The organism is Caulobacter sp. GW821-FHT11E11, from assembly GCF_058808315.1.
This window is the reverse complement of the sequence record NZ_JBXARO010000003.1, coordinates 25,501-41,108: the sequence shown is the minus strand read 5'-3', so window position 1 is coordinate 41,108 and position 15,608 is coordinate 25,501. Positions and strand designations below refer to the sequence as shown.

14 protein-coding genes are annotated in these 15,608 nt (G+C 67.5%); 7 read left to right on the top strand and 7 right to left on the bottom strand.

Annotated elements, in window-relative coordinates:
• The first annotated feature begins 2 nt into the window (after positions 1-2).
• The 4 genes from AC1RR5_RS07495 to AC1RR5_RS07480 all read left to right on the top strand — a co-directional run bounded on the left by AC1RR5_RS07495 (position 3) and on the right by AC1RR5_RS07480 (position 3,216).
• Positions 3-500, top strand: a complete 498-nt coding sequence (locus tag AC1RR5_RS07495) for an Lrp/AsnC family transcriptional regulator (protein WP_047409974.1) — start codon at positions 3-5, stop codon at positions 498-500.
• A gap of 61 nt (positions 501-561) precedes the next feature.
• Positions 562-1,842, top strand: a complete 1,281-nt coding sequence (locus tag AC1RR5_RS07490; protein WP_492920613.1) for an MFS transporter — start codon at positions 562-564, stop codon at positions 1,840-1,842.
• A gap of 95 nt (positions 1,843-1,937) precedes the next feature.
• Positions 1,938-2,834 carry a pirin family protein gene (locus tag AC1RR5_RS07485; RefSeq protein WP_492920611.1) on the top strand — a complete coding sequence of 299 codons (897 nt, stop codon included), beginning with the start codon at positions 1,938-1,940 and terminating at the stop codon, positions 2,832-2,834.
• 79 nt (positions 2,835-2,913) lie between these two features.
• On the top strand, positions 2,914-3,216 hold the full coding sequence (locus tag AC1RR5_RS07480; protein WP_492920610.1) for a hypothetical protein: 303 nt from the start codon (positions 2,914-2,916) through the stop codon (positions 3,214-3,216).
• Positions 3,217-3,275: 59 nt separating this feature from the next.
• On the opposite strand, the gene AC1RR5_RS07475 is transcribed toward AC1RR5_RS07480, so the two are convergent.
• Positions 3,276-4,421, bottom strand: a complete 1,146-nt coding sequence (locus AC1RR5_RS07475) for an acyl-CoA dehydrogenase family protein (protein ID WP_492920609.1) — start codon at positions 4,419-4,421, stop codon at positions 3,276-3,278.
• A gap of 177 nt (positions 4,422-4,598) precedes the next feature.
• Between AC1RR5_RS07475 and AC1RR5_RS07470 the strand changes: the two genes are divergently transcribed.
• Complete coding sequence (locus AC1RR5_RS07470; RefSeq protein WP_492920608.1) at positions 4,599-5,300, top strand: winged helix-turn-helix transcriptional regulator; 702 nt, start codon at positions 4,599-4,601, stop codon at positions 5,298-5,300.
• A gap of 3 nt (positions 5,301-5,303) precedes the next feature.
• Here the strand turns inward: AC1RR5_RS07470 and AC1RR5_RS07465 are convergent, their stop codons facing one another.
• On the bottom strand, positions 5,304-6,392 hold the full coding sequence (locus AC1RR5_RS07465) for a phytanoyl-CoA dioxygenase family protein (RefSeq protein ID WP_492920607.1): 1,089 nt from the start codon (positions 6,390-6,392) through the stop codon (positions 5,304-5,306).
• Between the two features lie 119 nt (positions 6,393-6,511).
• On the opposite strand from AC1RR5_RS07465, the gene AC1RR5_RS07460 reads away from it, so the two are divergent.
• Complete coding sequence (locus AC1RR5_RS07460; RefSeq protein ID WP_492920605.1) at positions 6,512-7,546, top strand: adenosine deaminase; 1,035 nt, start codon at positions 6,512-6,514, stop codon at positions 7,544-7,546.
• A gap of 4 nt (positions 7,547-7,550) precedes the next feature.
• Entirely contained in the window at positions 7,551-8,519 is a 969-nt protein-coding gene (gene corA, locus AC1RR5_RS07455) for a magnesium/cobalt transporter CorA (RefSeq protein ID WP_492920604.1), read from the top strand.
• Here the strand turns inward: corA and AC1RR5_RS07450 are convergent.
• The 5 genes from AC1RR5_RS07450 to AC1RR5_RS07430 all read right to left on the bottom strand — a co-directional run bounded on the left by AC1RR5_RS07450 (position 8,516) and on the right by AC1RR5_RS07430 (position 15,573).
• Positions 8,516-9,016, bottom strand: a complete 501-nt coding sequence (locus AC1RR5_RS07450; RefSeq protein WP_492920603.1) for a DUF2199 domain-containing protein — start codon at positions 9,014-9,016, stop codon at positions 8,516-8,518. The two genes, corA and AC1RR5_RS07450, sit on opposite strands and share 4 nt — an antisense overlap.
• 46 nt (positions 9,017-9,062) lie before the next feature.
• Positions 9,063-10,046: a DegT/DnrJ/EryC1/StrS family aminotransferase gene (locus tag AC1RR5_RS07445; RefSeq protein WP_492920602.1), complete on the bottom strand. Its 984-nt coding sequence runs from the start codon at positions 10,044-10,046 to the stop codon at positions 9,063-9,065.
• Positions 10,047-10,161: 115 nt separating this feature from the next.
• A complete protein-coding gene (locus AC1RR5_RS07440; RefSeq protein ID WP_492920601.1) occupies positions 10,162-11,694 on the bottom strand; it encodes a class I adenylate-forming enzyme family protein in 1,533 nt (510 codons plus the stop codon).
• A gap of 167 nt (positions 11,695-11,861) precedes the next feature.
• On the bottom strand, positions 11,862-13,940 hold the full coding sequence (locus tag AC1RR5_RS07435; protein ID WP_492920600.1) for a 3-hydroxyacyl-CoA dehydrogenase NAD-binding domain-containing protein: 2,079 nt from the start codon (positions 13,938-13,940) through the stop codon (positions 11,862-11,864).
• A 406-nt stretch (positions 13,941-14,346) separates the two neighbouring features.
• A complete protein-coding gene (locus AC1RR5_RS07430; RefSeq protein WP_492920599.1) occupies positions 14,347-15,573 on the bottom strand; it encodes a serine hydrolase domain-containing protein in 1,227 nt (408 codons plus the stop codon).
• Positions 15,574-15,608: the final 35 nt, after the last annotated feature.

Sequence of the window (15,608 nt, the reverse complement as noted above, 5' to 3'; positions counted from 1 at the left end):
TCTTGTCCGAACAACTCGACGCCGTGGATGCCAAGATCCTGGATCTCATCCAACACGACGCCGGACTGTCCGTCGCGGAGATCGCCGAACGAGTCGGCCTCTCGTCCAGCCCGTGCTGGCGCCGGATCAAGCGCCTGGAAGACGCCGGCGTCATTCAGCGCCGCGTCACGATCCTGGACCGTGAAAAGCTGGGCCTGGGCTTCGAAGTCTACTGCACCGTGAAGCTGTCCCTTCCGACCAAGGAAAATCTGGACACGTTCGAACAGGCGGTCGGCAAGTGGGCCGAGGTCGTGCAGTGCGCCACCGTGACCGGCGCCGCCGACTACGAGATGCGCATCGTCACCCGCGACATGCGCGCCTTCGACGAATTCCTGCGCGACAAGCTGCTGTCGCTGGGCCTGGTGTCCAACATCGAGAGCCGCATCGTGATCCGCGGCGTCAAGAACTCGACGGCCGTGCCGCTGGGCTTGATCAGCCCGTATGTGAGCCCACTGGGCTAGGACTTCCCGGAGCGCGGTCGGGGGGCCGCGCTCCAACCACCTGACATCGAGGGAGGCCGTGATGGCCATATCGGCTTCCGGTTCGACCGGGGCGTCGACGCGACGCGTGCTGGCCGCCAGCCTGATCGGCACGGCGGTCGAGTTCTACGACTTCTATATCTACGCGACCGCCGCCTCGCTGGTGTTCGGGCCGCTGTTCTTCCCCGCCTCCTCGCCGTCCGTGCAGCTCCTGGCCTCGTACGCCAGCCTGAGCGTCGCCTTCATCGCCCGCCCGCTGGGCTCGATCGTGTTCGGCCACTTCGGCGATCGCATCGGCCGCAAGTCGACCCTGGTGGCGTCGCTGATCATCATGGGCGGCTCGACCCTGCTGGTCGCCTTCCTGCCGACCTATCACCAGGCCGGCTGGATCGCGCCGTTCATGCTGTGCCTGCTGCGCTTTGGCCAAGGCTTCGGCCTGGGCGGCGAGTGGGGCGGCGCGGCGTTGCTGGCGGTCGAGAACGCCCCGCCCGGCTGGCGTGCGCGCTTTGGCATGTTCCCGCAGTTGGGCGCGCCGGTCGGCTTCATCGCCGCCAATGGCCTGTTCCTGCTGCTGGGCGCCATCCTTACACCCGAGCAGTTCCAGGCCTGGGGCTGGCGCCTGCCGTTCCTGGGCAGCATCCTGCTGGTCGGGGTCGGGCTGTGGATCCGCCTGAAGCTGACCGAAACCCCGGCCTTCGAAGCCGCCGCGCACGAGGCCCCGCCCGCCCACGTGCCGGTCGCCGAGCTGTTCCGCACCCACGCCCGCGAAGTCATCGGCGGCACCTTCGCCGTCGTCGCGTGCTTCGCGCTCTTCTACCTGACCACCGCCTTCTCGCTGGGCTATGGCGTCACGACCCTGGGCTATGGGCGGCAGGTGTTCCTGGGCGTCCTGCTGTTCGCCATCCTGTTCATGGCCGCCGGCATCGTCGGGGCCGGCTACTGGTCGGATGCGACGAGCCCCCGCCGCGTGCTGATGGCCGGCTCGGTGCTGACCGTCGTCGCCGGCGCGGCCCTGGCGCCGATGATGGGCTCGGGCTCGCTGTGGGTGATCGGCGCGTTCCTGTCACTGGCCCTGGTGGTCATGGGCCTGGTCTACGGACCGCTGGGCGCGTGGCTGCCCAGCCTGTTCCCGGCGAGGGTGCGCTACACCGGCTCGTCGATCGCCTTCAATGTCGGCGGCGTCATCGGCGGCGGCATGACCCCGGCCATCGCCCAGGCCCTGGCCACCCATGGCGGCCTGAAGCTGGTCGGCGTCTATCTGGGCGCCGCTGGCCTGATCAGCCTGCTGGCCCTGCTGCCGCTCAAGCGCGCCGACGCGTTGTAGGGCGCAAAAACGCGAACCTTGCTTTGCCGGGTTTGCACAAGACGACGCGGGTCGGTCCCGGCTAAGCTCAGCTCATTCCTTCCCGGAGCCGACCCATGATCGACCTCGTCATCGAAGCCCGCCGCCACGACATCGGAAACTTCGAGGTCGGCCGCGTGCTGCCCTTCCACGCCAAGCGGATGGTCGGCCCGTTCACCTTCCTGGACCACATGGGGCCGGCCGAGTTCGCGCCCGGCTTTCCCAAGAGCGCCGACGTCCGCCCGCACCCGCATATCGGCCTGTCGACCCTGACCTACCTGTTCCAGGGCGAGATCACCCACCGCGACAGCGTCGGCTCGCTGGCGCAGATCAAGCCGGGCGAAGTGAACTGGATGACCGCCGGGTCGGGGATCACCCACTCCGAACGCTTCGAGACCCTGCGTCGCCAGGGCGGCCGCATGGACGGCATGCAGGCCTGGATCGCCCTGCCCCACGAGCATGAGGAGACCGCCCCCAGCTTCAGCCACCACGAAGGCCCGGCCGAGCTGCCGTCCTATGAGAGCGGCGGACTGAAGGCGCGGCTGATCGCCGGCGAGGCGTTCGGGGCCAAGGCCAGCGTGCCGGTGTTCTCGCCGCTGTTCTACGTCCACTGGGAGATGGAGCCGGGCACGACCGCGGCCCTGCCCGCCGAATATTCCGAGCGCGCGGCCTATGTGGCCGACGGCCGGGTCGAGGTCGACGGCCGCGAGCTCTCGGCCCTGCAGATGGCCGTCTTCGCACCCGGCGACACCGTGGTCTTCAAGGCCCTGGAGCGCTCGACCGTCATGCTGCTGGGCGGCGAGCCGGTGGGGCCGCGCTTCATGGAGTGGAACTTCGTCTCCTCCTCCAAGGATCGCCTTGAGCAGGCCAAGGCCGACTGGAAGGCCGGCCGCATGAAACTGCCCGACCTGGATCACGACGAGTTCATCCCCCTGCCGGAAGCCCCGCCGCGCACGCCGCCTCAGCCGCTGTAGGGGACGGTACGCAACCGAACCTCCGCCTTGGGATTATCTCCTGACCCGGCGCCAAGGCCGGATATGGGAGAAGACGCTCATGCGTATCGTGACGATCGCGGCCGTGGCCGCTCTGGGCCTGACGGTGATGGCCTGCGAAAACAAGGCCGAGAAGGCTCAGGAGGCGACGACCGAAAGCGCCGCCGCCGCCGCCAACGCCCAGAATGCGGCCGCCGCCGCGACGGACGCAGCTAACGCCAGCGCCGACGCCGCCGCCACGGCGACGACTGAACAAACCAAGGAAGCCGCCGGCGACGCCGCCGCTGCCGCTGGCGACGCTGCCGAAAAGGCCGGCGACGCCGCCCAGAAGGCTGGCGACAAGGCCAAGGACGCCGCGCACTAGTTCACGCGCGTCTCCAGACAAGAACGCCGGCCGCTCACGCGCGGCCGGCGTTTTTCGTTTTAGGCGTCGATATCCCAGCCCAGCGCCACGCGACCGGTCAGCACGGTCTGCGGCTTTTCCTGCAGCGGGTGGTAACGCGCGCCCTGGACGTCGCGGAAGGCGCGCTCGAGACCGGCCTCGCGATAGAAGGCCTTCCCGCCCGCTGCCTCCATGGCGCGCTCGACCGTCTCGATGGCCGACCGGCCGACCAGGGTGCGCAAGGTCATGGCCAGGCTGGTGCTCTGCGGGCCGGGCGCGCCGGTCTCGGCCAGCGCGATCATCCGCGTCATCGCCAGGTCGAGCGCGGCATAGCTGTTCTCCATCTCGCCCACCAGGCTGGCGGTCAGGATGTCGGGGGTCTTGCGACGCACCAGGTCCAAGGTCCGCGCCCGCGCGCCGTCGGCCACGCCGGCATAGGCCGAATAGATCAGCGGGAAGGCGATCATGCTGATGATGTGGAACAGCATGTGCCACGGCCCCGCCGGCCGCCGGCCCGAGATCGCCGCGTCGGGCACGAAGACCTCGGTCAGCTCCACGTCGTTCGAGCCCGTGCCGCACATGCCCAGCACCCGCCAGCTGTCGCGCAGGGCCACGCCTGGCGCCTTCAGCGAGACGCCGAAGTGCAACACGGTCGGCCCCGCCTCCGGGTCGTCATAGACCGCGCTGGTCATGAGCAGGTCGCCGGCCGGCGAACCGCTGGAGAAGGCCTTGCGCGCCGTGATCTTGAAGCCGCCTTCGACCTTGACCGCGCTCCCGCCGCTGGCCAGCCAGTCCGAACCACCGCTGGACACCAGCACCAGGTCCTCGGCCACAAGCCGCTTGAGCAGGCCTTCGGTCGGCGCGCCCTGGTGGCGCCAACGCCAGGCGGCGACGGCCACCAGGTGGCTGTGCATGGCGAAGGCCAGCGCGGTGGAGCCGCACGCGGCCCCCAGCCGGCGGATGACCTGGCCGATCTCGGTGACCGTGGCCCCGCCACCGCCGAACTCGAGGGGGACCAACGCCTTGAACAGGCCCTCGGATTTCAGCAGGGCGTAGGCCTCGACGACGAAGCTGTCCTCGGCGTCGTGTTCGGCCGCGCGCGGGGCGATCTGGGCGGCGATCTCGTCGGCGCGCGCCAGCCAATCGTCGGCCGCGGGCGCGGTAGTGTTTTCGGGTGCGAGCAACATGTCGTAACTTCCGTTTGGGCGGACGATCAACAGAGGTCCGCGTGATGCGAAACCTTGTGTCGCGAACACGCTGTACCTGCCTAGTTCAGCAACTGAACCGACCCGGTACAGGAACTGAACTAGCGGCATACTCGAACAGCAGTCTACACGCCGCCGACGTTTGATGGGGGAGAGCGCATGGCGCAAGGCAGCTACAGGCAGTTTTGTCCGGTCGCGATGGCGGCCGAGATCCTGTGCACGCGCTGGACCGTGGTCCTGCTGCGCGAGATGGTCGCCGGCTCGACCCGGTTCAATGACCTGCGCCGGGGCGTGCCGCGCATGTCGCCGGCTCTGCTGTCGCAGCGCCTCAAGGACCTGGAGGCGTCCGGCATCGTGCGCCGCGACGCCCTGCCCGGCGAGCCGGGGGTCTCGGAATATCGCCTGACCCAGGCCGGGCGCGACCTGGAAAGCCTGATCGACGCCTTCGGCCAATGGGGCCAGCGCTGGGTCACCACCGACCTGTCGCTGCAGCAGTTGGACGCCTCGCTCTTGATGTGGGACATGCGCCGCAACCTGGATCCGCGCCCGATGTCGCGGCCCAAGAGCGTGATCCACTTCCGCTATCCCGAGCAGGCGCCGGCCGATCGCTCGTGGTGGCTGCTGGTCGAGCCCGAGACCCAGGTTGATTTGTGCTCGGTCGATCCGGGCTTCGACGTCGACCTCTATGTCTCGACGGACCTGCGGACCATGACCGCCATCTGGATGGGCCACGACACCGTCCGCCAGGCGCTGGGCGAGGAGCGCATGCTGCTGACCGGCGACCGGGCGCTGGCCTCGGACATGCAGACCTGGCTGGGTCTCAGCCCGTTCGCCAAGACTGCCAGCATGGTCAGCGCCTAAGGCCTATTTGTAGCGCCGCTGCTCGCGCGCGCCGTGGCGGACATAGTGCTTGCGCGGGTCCATGCCGGCCGCCGCCACGTCGGGGTTCAGGTCCAGGTAGCGCTGCGGATCGAAGTCCTTCGGCGCCTTGGCCGGCAACAGGCCCGCCCAGCGGTCCGGGGCCCCGACCGGAGCCGGCGCGGCCGCGCCGCGCTTGGGCACCTCGGCGATCGGACGGTCGACATAGGTGTTCGGGGCCAGCTTGCCCGTCGTGATGTCGACGATGTCGCGCAGGTCCAGATTGCCAGCCAGCGGGTCCGAGAAGGCCGGCGTGTAGTAGGCGCAGTCGTCGAAATAGTAGTGGGTGACCTGCGACCAGCGCGTGCGGGCCGGGTCGTTCTGGCGACTGCCGCCGTGCAGCAGGTTGGCCGCCCAGATCAGCGCCTGGCCCTTCTTGGGGCGGAAGTATTCCGGCTTGGTCCCCGTCGCGTCGATCAGCGCCCGCCAGGCTTCCTCAAACGGGGGCTGGGCGAACTCGGCGGTTTCCGTGCCCGCCACCTTGCCGATCGCGTCGTTGTAGAGGATCGGCCACTTGTGCGAGCCCGGATAGTAGACCAGCGGGCCGGCGTCCTCATGGATGTCTTCCAGCGCCAGCCATACGCCGCACATGAAGCGCTCGGGCACGCTGGAGAAGTGGATCGAGTCCGAGTGGACGTGCTGCTGCGTCCCGACCGGGAAGTTCAGGGTCTGGAACGGGAAGGCCCGGCGGCCATAGAGCTTCGACAGCAGCTCCAGCACCGCCTCGTTCGCGGCGATGGCGCGGACGTCCTCGTGGGTGCGCCAGGCGTCCTGCACCCGCAGGCCGTCATTGCCCGCCCAGCCCTCGGCCCGCCAGCGCTCGAAGTCGTATTGCGGGGTCAGGTCGGCCTTGATGCGCTCGATGCGCGCGGCGAGGTCCTCGTCCGGGAAATCGAAGACCGCAAAGCCCTTCTCGTTCAGCTGGATCGCGACGTCGCGCTCGCTGTTGGAGAGGCCCATCTGGTCCAGCGAGGCCGCGAACAGCATCGATTCCACCAGCGGCACGCCGGGCAGGAGCTTCTGGGAAAGGGTCATCGCAAGGTCCCCGAACAACGCTGGAACTTTTGCGGGCTTAACCGGCGCCACGCGGCATGACCAGTGGTTTCGGCCGATCCCCGGTTGATCAACGGCCATGCCCGCGCGCATAAAACGCCATGACCGACACCGCCTTCGCCCAATTCGCCTTTGCCGACTTTGTTAGGGGCCTGCCCAAGGCCGAGCTGCACATGCACATCGAGGGCAGCCTCGAGCCCGAGTTGATGTTCGAGCTGGCCAAGCGCAACGGGATCACCCTGCCCTTCGCCTCGGTCGAGGAGATCCGCGCGGCCTACGACTTCTCGAACCTGCAGGACTTCCTGGACATCTACTATCAAGGCGCGGGCGTGCTGATCACGCAGGCGGACTTCAAGGACCTGGCCCTCGCCTATTTCAAACGCCTGGCGGCCGACGGCGGCACGCATGCCGAGATCTTCTTCGACCCGCAGACCCACACCGATCGCGGCATCGCCTTCGGCGTGGTCATGGAAGGCCTGCTGGCCGGCATGGACGAGGCCGAGAAGACCCTGGGCGTGACGTCCAAGCTGATCCTCTGCTTCCTGCGCCACCTGTCGGAAGAGAGCGCGTTCGAGACGCTGGAACAGGCCAAGCCCTGGCTGGGCAAGCTGGCCGGCGTGGGCCTGGACAGCTCGGAGGTCGGCCACCCGCCCGCCAAGTTCGCCCGCGTCATGCAGGCCTCGCGTGACCTCGGCCTCAAGGTCGTGGCCCACGCCGGCGAGGAAGGCCCGCCGGAATATGTCTGGGAAGCCATCGACCTGGTGAAGGTCGACCGCATCGACCATGGCAACCGCGCCCTGGAGGACGAGGCCCTGACGGCTCGCCTGGTCAAGGACGGCACCACCCTGACCGTCTGCCCGCTGTCGAACCTGAAGCTGTGCGGCGTGCCCAGCCTGGACGTCCACCCGCTGAAGACCATGCTGAACCTGGGCCTGAAGGCGACGGTGAACTCCGACGACCCGGCCTATTTCGGCGGCTACCTGCTGGAGAACTACCTGGCCACCGCCGGCGCGGTTGGTCTCACGCGCGAGGAGATCGTCACCCTGGCCAAGAACAGCTTCACCGGCTCGTTCCTGAGCGAGGCTGAAAAGACCGAGCGGGTGGCCCAGGTCGAGGCCTACGCGGCGGCTCACTAATACTGTGACCGTCGTCGCCGCCAACGCCTATGTCGCCGGCAAAGCCGTTCGCGCGCTCAGCCTGGACGATCCGGCGAGCCTGACGCCGCAAGGCGACGAGTTCGTGTGGATCGGCCTCGTTGAGCCCGACGAGGCGGAGCTGCGTGTGCTGCAGGAAGCTTTCGGCCTGCACCCGCTGGCGGTCGAGGACGCGCTGAACGCCCGCCAGACGCCCAAGGTCGACGTCTATGGCGACCAGCTGTTCGTCGTGGCCAAGACCGCGCACCTGGACAACGACCACATCATCTATGGCGAGACCGACTTCTTCGTCGGCCGCCGGCACCTGATCACCGTCCGCCACGGCTCGGCCCGGGCCCATACCGAACTGCGGGCCCAGCTGGAGGCCGCGCCAGCCCTGCTGGCCCACGGCGTCGACTATGTGCTGCATGCGGTGCTGGACTTCATCGTCGACGGCTACATGCCGATCGTCGACACGATCGAAGACGACCTGCACGCCTTCGAGCGGCGAGCCCTGGACGCCTTCCTCAGCCGCGCCGAGATCGCCCGCATCTTCAACCTTCGTCGGGCGCTGATGAAGTTCAAGAAGCTGCTGGGGCCGATGACCCAGGTGGTCAGCGCGCTGGAACACCACGACCTGCCCTGCATCGACACCGAGGTGCGGGCCTATTTCCGCGACGTGCGCGACCACATCCAGCGCACCGAGATCCTGGTCGACGGCCTGCGTGAAGTGCTGACCTCGGTCTTTGAGATCAGCAGTCTGCTGGAGCAGCAGCGCCAGGGCGTGATCACCCGCCAGCTGGCCGCCTGGGCCGCCATCCTGGCCGTGCCGACGGCGGTGGCCGGCATCTACGGCATGAACTTCGAGCACATGCCCGAGCTGAAGTGGGAATACGGGTACTATGGCGTGCTGGCCGGGATCGTGGTGATCTGCGGCCTTCTGTATCGCCGGTTCAAAAAGGCCGGCTGGCTCTAGGCGCCGCAGATTTCCAGGATTTCGTGGTGCCGCGCGGCGTCGATGCCGCCGCGCTGCTCCTGCGCCAGGCGGCTCTTGTCGCTCTCGGGCAGGCTCAGGGTCGGGCGTTCGCCGGGATCCTGGAACTGGATCAGGACCCGCGTGCCCAACGAGGTGTTGGTATAGGCCTCGAGCTTGTTGGCCAGCTTGCCCGGAACCGGCGGCTCCTCGCGACCGTCCGCGTCATAGAGGTCGAGATAGCGCTCGAACACCTCGGCATCGACCTCGACCCAAGGGCCCCAGCCGAAATAGTCGTCCGTGCCCTTCAGCGGCACGGGCAGGATGCAGCGGATGAAGAAGCGGTCGCCCCACTGGCACAGGTCGTCGTTAAAGCGGGCCTGGGCGTCGCGCTCGTCTTCCGGCAGCGCCCAGACCTCGTCGGGCAGGCCGTAGCCCCAGTCCCGGGACAGGCCGTCGTGGTCTTCGCCGCAGATCGCGCAGTGGAACGTCTCGGCCATCGTCATCCTCGGAATCTCCGGCGAATGACTAGGACATCACGCGGCTCTAGGCCACCGCGTCGCGCAGGGCGTCGCACAGGCGATCCAGGCCCTCGATGTCGAGATTCGGATCCAGCGTGATCACCACGGTCGAGGCCGCCAGGTGGTCGGCGGTCGGGGTGTCGTCGGTCGCGAGAGAACGATCGCGCACGGAGCAACTGGCCTGAACGCCCGCCGCCTGGAGCTTCCAGGCCACGGCGCCGGCGTCGTCGGTGGGCAGCGACAGGGCACAGGTCGGGGCGATCCAGCTCATGCCCCAGCCGGGCTGGAAGCCGACGCCGCTGTCCAGCAGCAGGACGCGCAGTTGCTGGGCCGTGCCGCACAGGCGCTGGCGCAGGCCCGGCCAGGCGGCTAGGCCGTCGTCGCCGGAGAAGGCTTCCGCCTGGATGTCGTTGATGACCGTGGCGTCCTCGCAGGCGACGAACACGCCCTGCCCAGCGGGCAGACCCACCAGAACAGGAACAGGCGCCTCGATGACCACGTCGAAGGCGCCGGCGGCGTCGATCAGGATCGGCAGGCCGGTCTCGGCGCGGAAGGCGGACCAGGCGCGCATGTCGGGGGCGCGGCCGTGGGCGGCGGCGGGCACGATGGCTTCCAGCGGACCGGGGGCCTCAGGCAGGCGCTCACGCAGGTGATTGGTGTCAAACATGGCGCTGAACGGGTCGACATCGACCAGCCAGGCCTTAAGACCGGCGGCGGCGACGCCGGCCAGGGTCTCGGGATCGGCCAGGGCCGAGACGACGCAGATCCCGCCTTCGCGCACGCCCATGGCCTTCAGCGCCGCGGCGGTGGCCTCGACACGTTCGGCGAAGGCGCGGACGGCGACGGGACGGGCGAAGCGGGCGGCCAGACGCTGGTCCAGGTCCGAGGCGTGACCGGCGGCGCCGAGCGCGGCGGCGACCGCGTCGAAGTCGATCGGCGCGCCGGAAGCACGGACAAACGCCCTCTGCTGAAGGGCGTTGAGCTGAGCGGCGACGGGCTTCGGGAGCATTTCAGACGCATTCCACGACGAACCGGGCGACCGCAATGGCCGCACCATATGGTTAAGCAACCGTATTCATCGATTCCGCTTGGCCTAATGTGGCGCGCGGTCGCGGCAAAAAAGTCTATGCGCTAGGCTGAATCTGCCATGAGTCGCGGAGTTCGCGCTTCAAGACCTTGCCGATATGGCTTCTTGGCAGGCTTTCCACGACACGGACGTCCGCCAGCCGCTGGGTCTTGCCGACCTGGCCGTTCACAAACGCTTTGATCTCGGTCGAATCCGCCGCACCCCGCACCGCCACGAAAGCCACCGGCGTCTCGCCCCACTCGGCCGAGGGCACGCCCACCACCGCCGCCTCGACCACCGCCGGATGCTGGACCAGCACCGCCTCGAGGTCGGAGGGATAGATGTTGAAGCCGCCGCTGATGATCATGTCCTTCTTGCGATCCATCAGGGTCAGGAACCCCTCGTCATCGAAGCGGCCCACATCACCGGTGCGGATGAAGGTCCAGCCCTCGGGCGAGGTCCAGATCGCCTCGGCGGTCTTGTCCGGGCGGCCGTGATAGCCGTTCATGGTCGCGGCCGAACGGCCGACGATCTCGCCGACCACGCCGGGACCGACCTGGACGCCGTCCTCGTCGATCAGGCGAATGTCGTGGCCCGGGGCCGGGCGGCCGACCGTGTGCAGCTTGTCGGGATGCTCATGGGCGATGAGGATGCAGGTGCCGCCGCCCTCGGTCATGCCGAAATATTCGACCAGGCCACCAGGCCAGCGCTCCAAGACCTGCTGCTTCAGCTCGGCCGCGAACGGGGCGCTGGTGCAGAACTTCAGGTGCGTCGACGACAGGTCGTAGTCGCCGAAGTCGGGCCGCTCCATCAGGCGGCGGTACTGCACCGGCACCAGCATGGTGTGGCTCATGCGGTGCTGTTGGGCTAGCGACAGGTACTTGCCGGCGTCGAACTTCTTCATCAGCACGACGGTTCCGCCGCCCGCGAGCGTGGGGAAGAAGCAGACCAGGGTGGTGTTGGAATAGAGCGGGGTCGACAGCACGCTGACCGCCGTCGGGCCGTAGCCGACGCCGTCGCCCCGGAACACATGCTTCCAGCGCATGCCGTGCGACTGGACGATGCCCTTGGGCGTGCCGGTCGTGCCGCTGGAATAGATGATGTTGAAGGGGTGCTCGGGGCCGATCTGGACCGGCTGTGGCTGGGCGTCGAGGGGCGCGAGCCAGGCGTCGAAGTCGCGGTCCAGATCGATCTGGCGCACCGGGATCGGCGCGGGCTTCTGGGCCTCCTCCACCCCGGCGTCGAGGAAGAACAGCTTGGCCCCGCAGTCAGCGACCATGCCGGCGATGGCGTCGGGGGTCGAGGACGGCGCGATCGGGGCCACGGCGACGCCGGCCCTCAAGGCGCCCAGGAACAGCGCCGCATAGGGGATCGACGACAGGGCGCAGACAGCGACGGCTTCGCCGGGCTGGACACCATCGCGCTGCAGAGCGGCCGCGACGCGGTCGGCCAGGGCGTCGAACTGGGCGTAGGTGACGCTCTCGCCGGTCTCCATGATCACGGCCGGATGGTTGGGGCCTTCCTGGGCGCGGACACGCAGGATGTCGCCGAGCGTGCCGTAGTCGGCGGACATCATGGCGGCGATGGTCATGGCGATCTTCCTACTTACTCTGATCCCCAAATACCGCTCATCCCCGCGAAAGCGGGGACCCAAGCTGGCTTTCGGGTTGTGGCGCGGCCCATGATCAATCGTCGGACTCGGCTTGGGTCCCCGCTTTCGCGGGGATGAGCGGATTGTGGCAAAGGGGCAGCGCTGCCCTAAGCGTCCTTGAACCCCTTGCCCTCGGCCACCAGCCGCTCCAGCAGCGCCGACGGCTTGAAGTCATCGCCCAGCGTCTCGTGGAACTCGCGCATCTTGGCCAGGATCTTGTCCAGACCCACCAGCTCGCCCCAGAACATCGGGCCGCCGCGATAGACCGGCCAGCCGTAGCCGTTGATCCAGACGATATCGATGTCGGACGCCCGGATGGCCTTGCCCTCCTCCAGGATCTTCGCGCCCTCGTTGACCATCGGATAGAGGCAGCGTTCCAGGATCTCCTGGTCGCTGATCTCGCGGCGCTGGATCTGGCGCTTCTCGGCGAAGTCGCGGATCACCTGCTCGACTTCGGCGCTGGGCTTGGCGTTGCGGTTCTCGTCGTAGTCGTAGAAGCCCTTGCCGTTCTTCTGGCCACGGCGGTCCATCTCGCAGAGGACCTCGCGCACGGTCGAGGACGAGGTCTTGGCCGGGTCCCAGCCGATGTCGAGACCGGCCAAATCGCTCATGGCGAACGGACCCATCGGCAGGCCGAAGTCGTACAGTACCCGGTCGACGTCCCAGGGCATGGCGCCTTCCAGGATCAGCTTCTGGGCCTCGCGCTGGCGCTGGGCCAGCATGCGGTTGCCGACGAAGCCGTGGCAGTTGCCGACCAGCACCGCGACCTTGCCGATCTTCTTGCCGATCTGCATCGAGGTGGCGATCACCGACTTGTCGGTCTTGGCCCCGCGCACGATCTCGAGCAGGCGCATGACGTTGGCCGGCGAGAAGAAGTGCAGGCCGATCACGCTTTCCGGCCGCGAGGTCGAGGCGGCGATCACGTCGATGTCGAGATACGAGGTGTTCGAAGCCAGGATCGCGCCGGGCTTGGCGATCTTGTCCAGCTTGCCGAAGACCTCCTTCTTGATCTCCATCAGCTCGAACACGGCCTCGATGATCAGGTCGCAGTCGGCCAGGTCTTCTAGGTTCATCGAGGGCGTCAGCAGGCCCATGCGCTTTTCGACGTCGTCCTGGGTCAGGCGGCCCTTCTTGGCGGTGTTCTCGTAGTTCTTGCGGATGACGCCGACACCGCGCTCCAGGTTCTCCTGTTTCGCCTCGATGATCGTCACCGGGATGCCGGCGTTGAGGAAGTTCATCGAGATGCCGCCGCCCATGGTGCCGGCGCCGATGACGCCGACCTTCTTGACGGGGATGATCGCGGTGTCGTCCGGCACGTCGGGGATCTTGGCGGCCTGGCGTTCGGCGAAGAACACATAGCGCTGGGCGGCCGATTGCGTGCCGGTCATCAGCTCCATGAACAGCCGGCGCTCTTCCTTCAGGCCTTCCTCGAAGGGCAGGTTTACCGCCGCCTCGATGCACTTGATGTTGTTCTCCGGGGCCATGAAGCCGCGGAACTTCTTGGCGTTGGCCTTGCGGAAGTCGGCGAAGATCTCGGGCTTGCCGCGGGCGGCCTCGACCTTGTCGTTCAGCTCACGGACCTTGTTCAGCGGCCGATCCTCGGCCAGCACCACGCGGGCGAAGGCGATCGCCCCGTCGCGCAGCGCGCCTTCCTCGACCAGCGAGTCGAACAGGCCCATGGCCAGCGCGGCCTTGGCCGGCACGTGCTGGCCGCTGGTGACCATCTCCAGCGCCTTCTCGACGCCGACGATGCGCGGCAGGCGCTGGGTGCCGCCGGCGCCGGGCAGCAGGCCGATGTTCACTTCCGGCAGGCCGGCCTTGGCCGACGGCACGGCGACGCGGTAGTGCGCGACCAGCGCCACTTCCAAGCCGCCGCCCAGCACCGTGCCGTGGATCGCGGCGACCACGGGCTTGGGCGAGTTTTCGATGACGTTCTGGACGTCCTGCAGGGACGGGCCGGTCATGGCCTTGCCGAACTCGGTGATGTCGGCGCCGGCGATGAAGGTCTTGCCTTCGCAGATCAGCACGATCGCCTGCACGGCCGGGTCGGCGATGGCGGCGTCGAACGCGCCCTTCAAGCCTTCGCGGACAGCGGCCGACAGCGCGTTGACCGGCGGCGAGTTCAGCGTGACGACGCCGATGTCGCCTTCGACGGAAAGATCGGTGACGGCGTTGATCGCGGCCATGGCGTTTCGACCCTATTTTTCGTTTGAACGGTTGTTTGAAGCCAGCCTGCACGCTGTGGCGAAGATGTCCAGACCTCCGTGGCGGCGCCCGTCTATCAGGCAAGGCTTGTTGACGGCTCCGATTGCATACTCCAAATTCGAAACGTTAGTTTCAGTCGAGGTCATCCGTGGCGACGGATGCGCCGCCGAGCCCGCTCGCGCGCCGTATTCGCCTGAAATCCAGAGAGAATGATCCGTACTGGGGAGGGCGTTCGCGGAAAGTCATGGGCTTTGGGCGCGACTTGCACGCGTCCTGACGTTTCGAAGTCGGTGGAGTCCGCGAGCGTGGCGTATTGCTCGCAATGCGTCGGACTTTGGTAAAGCGCAACTCGGCGCGGGAGGGCATCCCGCGCCGTTTCTTTGCGTTCTAGGCCGCGCTTTCCGTGAAGCTGGAATAGACCAGCGTCCGCAGTTCGCGGCGGATCGGGTAGGCGTTCGACGGCATCAGCTGGGTCATGAACACCACCGCCAGGTCCTCGACCGGATCGATCCAGAACGCGGTCGAGGCCATGCCGCCCCAGAAGTACTCGCCGGGCGAACCCAGGTTCTTGGTCCGGGCCTGGTCGATGGTCATGGCGAAGCCCAGGCCAAAGCCCAGCCCTTCGAACACCGCCTCGCTGAACAGCGACTTGGACAGGTGCACCAGCTCCTGACCACCGGGCAGATGGTTCATGGTCATCAGCTTGATGGTCTTGGGACTGAGCAGCCGCACGCCGTCCAGCTCACCGCCGTTCAGCAGCATCCGGCAGAAGCGCATGTAGTCGTCGGCCGTCGAGACCAGCCCGCCGCCGCCCGACTTCACCATCGGATCGGAGAGGAACCGGCTCTTCTCCGGATCATCCTGCAGCACCACCTTGCCCGACGGGGTCAGGGCGTAGCAGGCGGTCAGGCGGGATTTCTCGCTTTCGGCTGCGAAGAAGCCGGTGTCGGTCATCTTCAGCGGATCGAAGATGCGGGTCTTCAGGAAGACGTCGAAAGGCATCCCCGAGATTGTCTCGACCAGATAACCCAGCACATCGGTCGAGACCGAATAATTCCAGGCCTCGCCGGGCGAGAACTCCAACGGCACAGTCCCCAGCGCGTCGACATAGCCCTGCAAGCCCCCCTCGCTGTCGATGCCGTCCAGCTTCAGCTTGCGATAGGCCGCGTCGATATTGTTGCGGTTCTGGAAGCCGTAGGTCAGGCCCGAGGTGTGGCGCAGCAGGTCCAGCATCCGCATCGGCTCGGCCGTGCGCTTGGTCTGGAACGCGCCCTGGACGCCAGCCACGAACACGCCCTGGTCGCGCCAGGCCGGGATGAAGCGGTGCACCGGGTCGTCCAGCGACACCAGCCCCTCCTCGACCAGCATCATAAAGGCCACGCTGGTGACCGGCTTGGTCATCGAATAGATGCGGAACAGGCTGTCGGCCGTCAGCGGCTTGTTGCGCTCAATGTCGGCCGAGCCCAGCACCGACGTATAGGCCAGTTGCCCGCGTCGCCAGACCTGCGTCAGGGCGCAGGGCAGTTTTCCGCTCTCGATATACTTGCCCTTGAGGAAGGTCTCGATGCGGTTAAGTCGGTCCGACGACAGTCCCACGGCTTCTGGCTTACTCAACGTCCTGCTCTCCCCTTGTTCACGACTTTCGTTGG

Bases quoted from the DNA above. Each gene is read 5' to 3' on its own strand.
- AC1RR5_RS07490 (WP_492920613.1), top strand. From the start codon at position 562: ATGGCCATATCGGCTTCCGGTTCGACCGGGGCGTCGACGCGACGCGTG.
- AC1RR5_RS07485 (WP_492920611.1), top strand. From the start codon at position 1,938: ATGATCGACCTCGTCATCGAAGCCCGCCGCCACGACATCGGAAACTTC.
- AC1RR5_RS07480 (WP_492920610.1), top strand. From the start codon at position 2,914: ATGCGTATCGTGACGATCGCGGCCGTGGCCGCTCTGGGCCTGACGGTG.
- AC1RR5_RS07475 (WP_492920609.1), bottom strand. From the start codon at position 4,421: ATGTTGCTCGCACCCGAAAACACTACCGCGCCCGCGGCCGACGATTGG.
- AC1RR5_RS07470 (WP_492920608.1), top strand. From the start codon at position 4,599: ATGGCGCAAGGCAGCTACAGGCAGTTTTGTCCGGTCGCGATGGCGGCC.
- AC1RR5_RS07465 (WP_492920607.1), bottom strand. From the start codon at position 6,392: ATGACCCTTTCCCAGAAGCTCCTGCCCGGCGTGCCGCTGGTGGAATCG.
- AC1RR5_RS07460 (WP_492920605.1), top strand. From the start codon at position 6,512: ATGACCGACACCGCCTTCGCCCAATTCGCCTTTGCCGACTTTGTTAGG.
- AC1RR5_RS07450 (WP_492920603.1), bottom strand. From the start codon at position 9,016: ATGGCCGAGACGTTCCACTGCGCGATCTGCGGCGAAGACCACGACGGC.
- AC1RR5_RS07445 (WP_492920602.1), bottom strand. From the start codon at position 10,046: ATGCTCCCGAAGCCCGTCGCCGCTCAGCTCAACGCCCTTCAGCAGAGG.
- AC1RR5_RS07440 (WP_492920601.1), bottom strand. From the start codon at position 11,694: ATGACCATCGCCGCCATGATGTCCGCCGACTACGGCACGCTCGGCGAC.
- AC1RR5_RS07435 (WP_492920600.1), bottom strand. From the start codon at position 13,940: ATGGCCGCGATCAACGCCGTCACCGATCTTTCCGTCGAAGGCGACATC.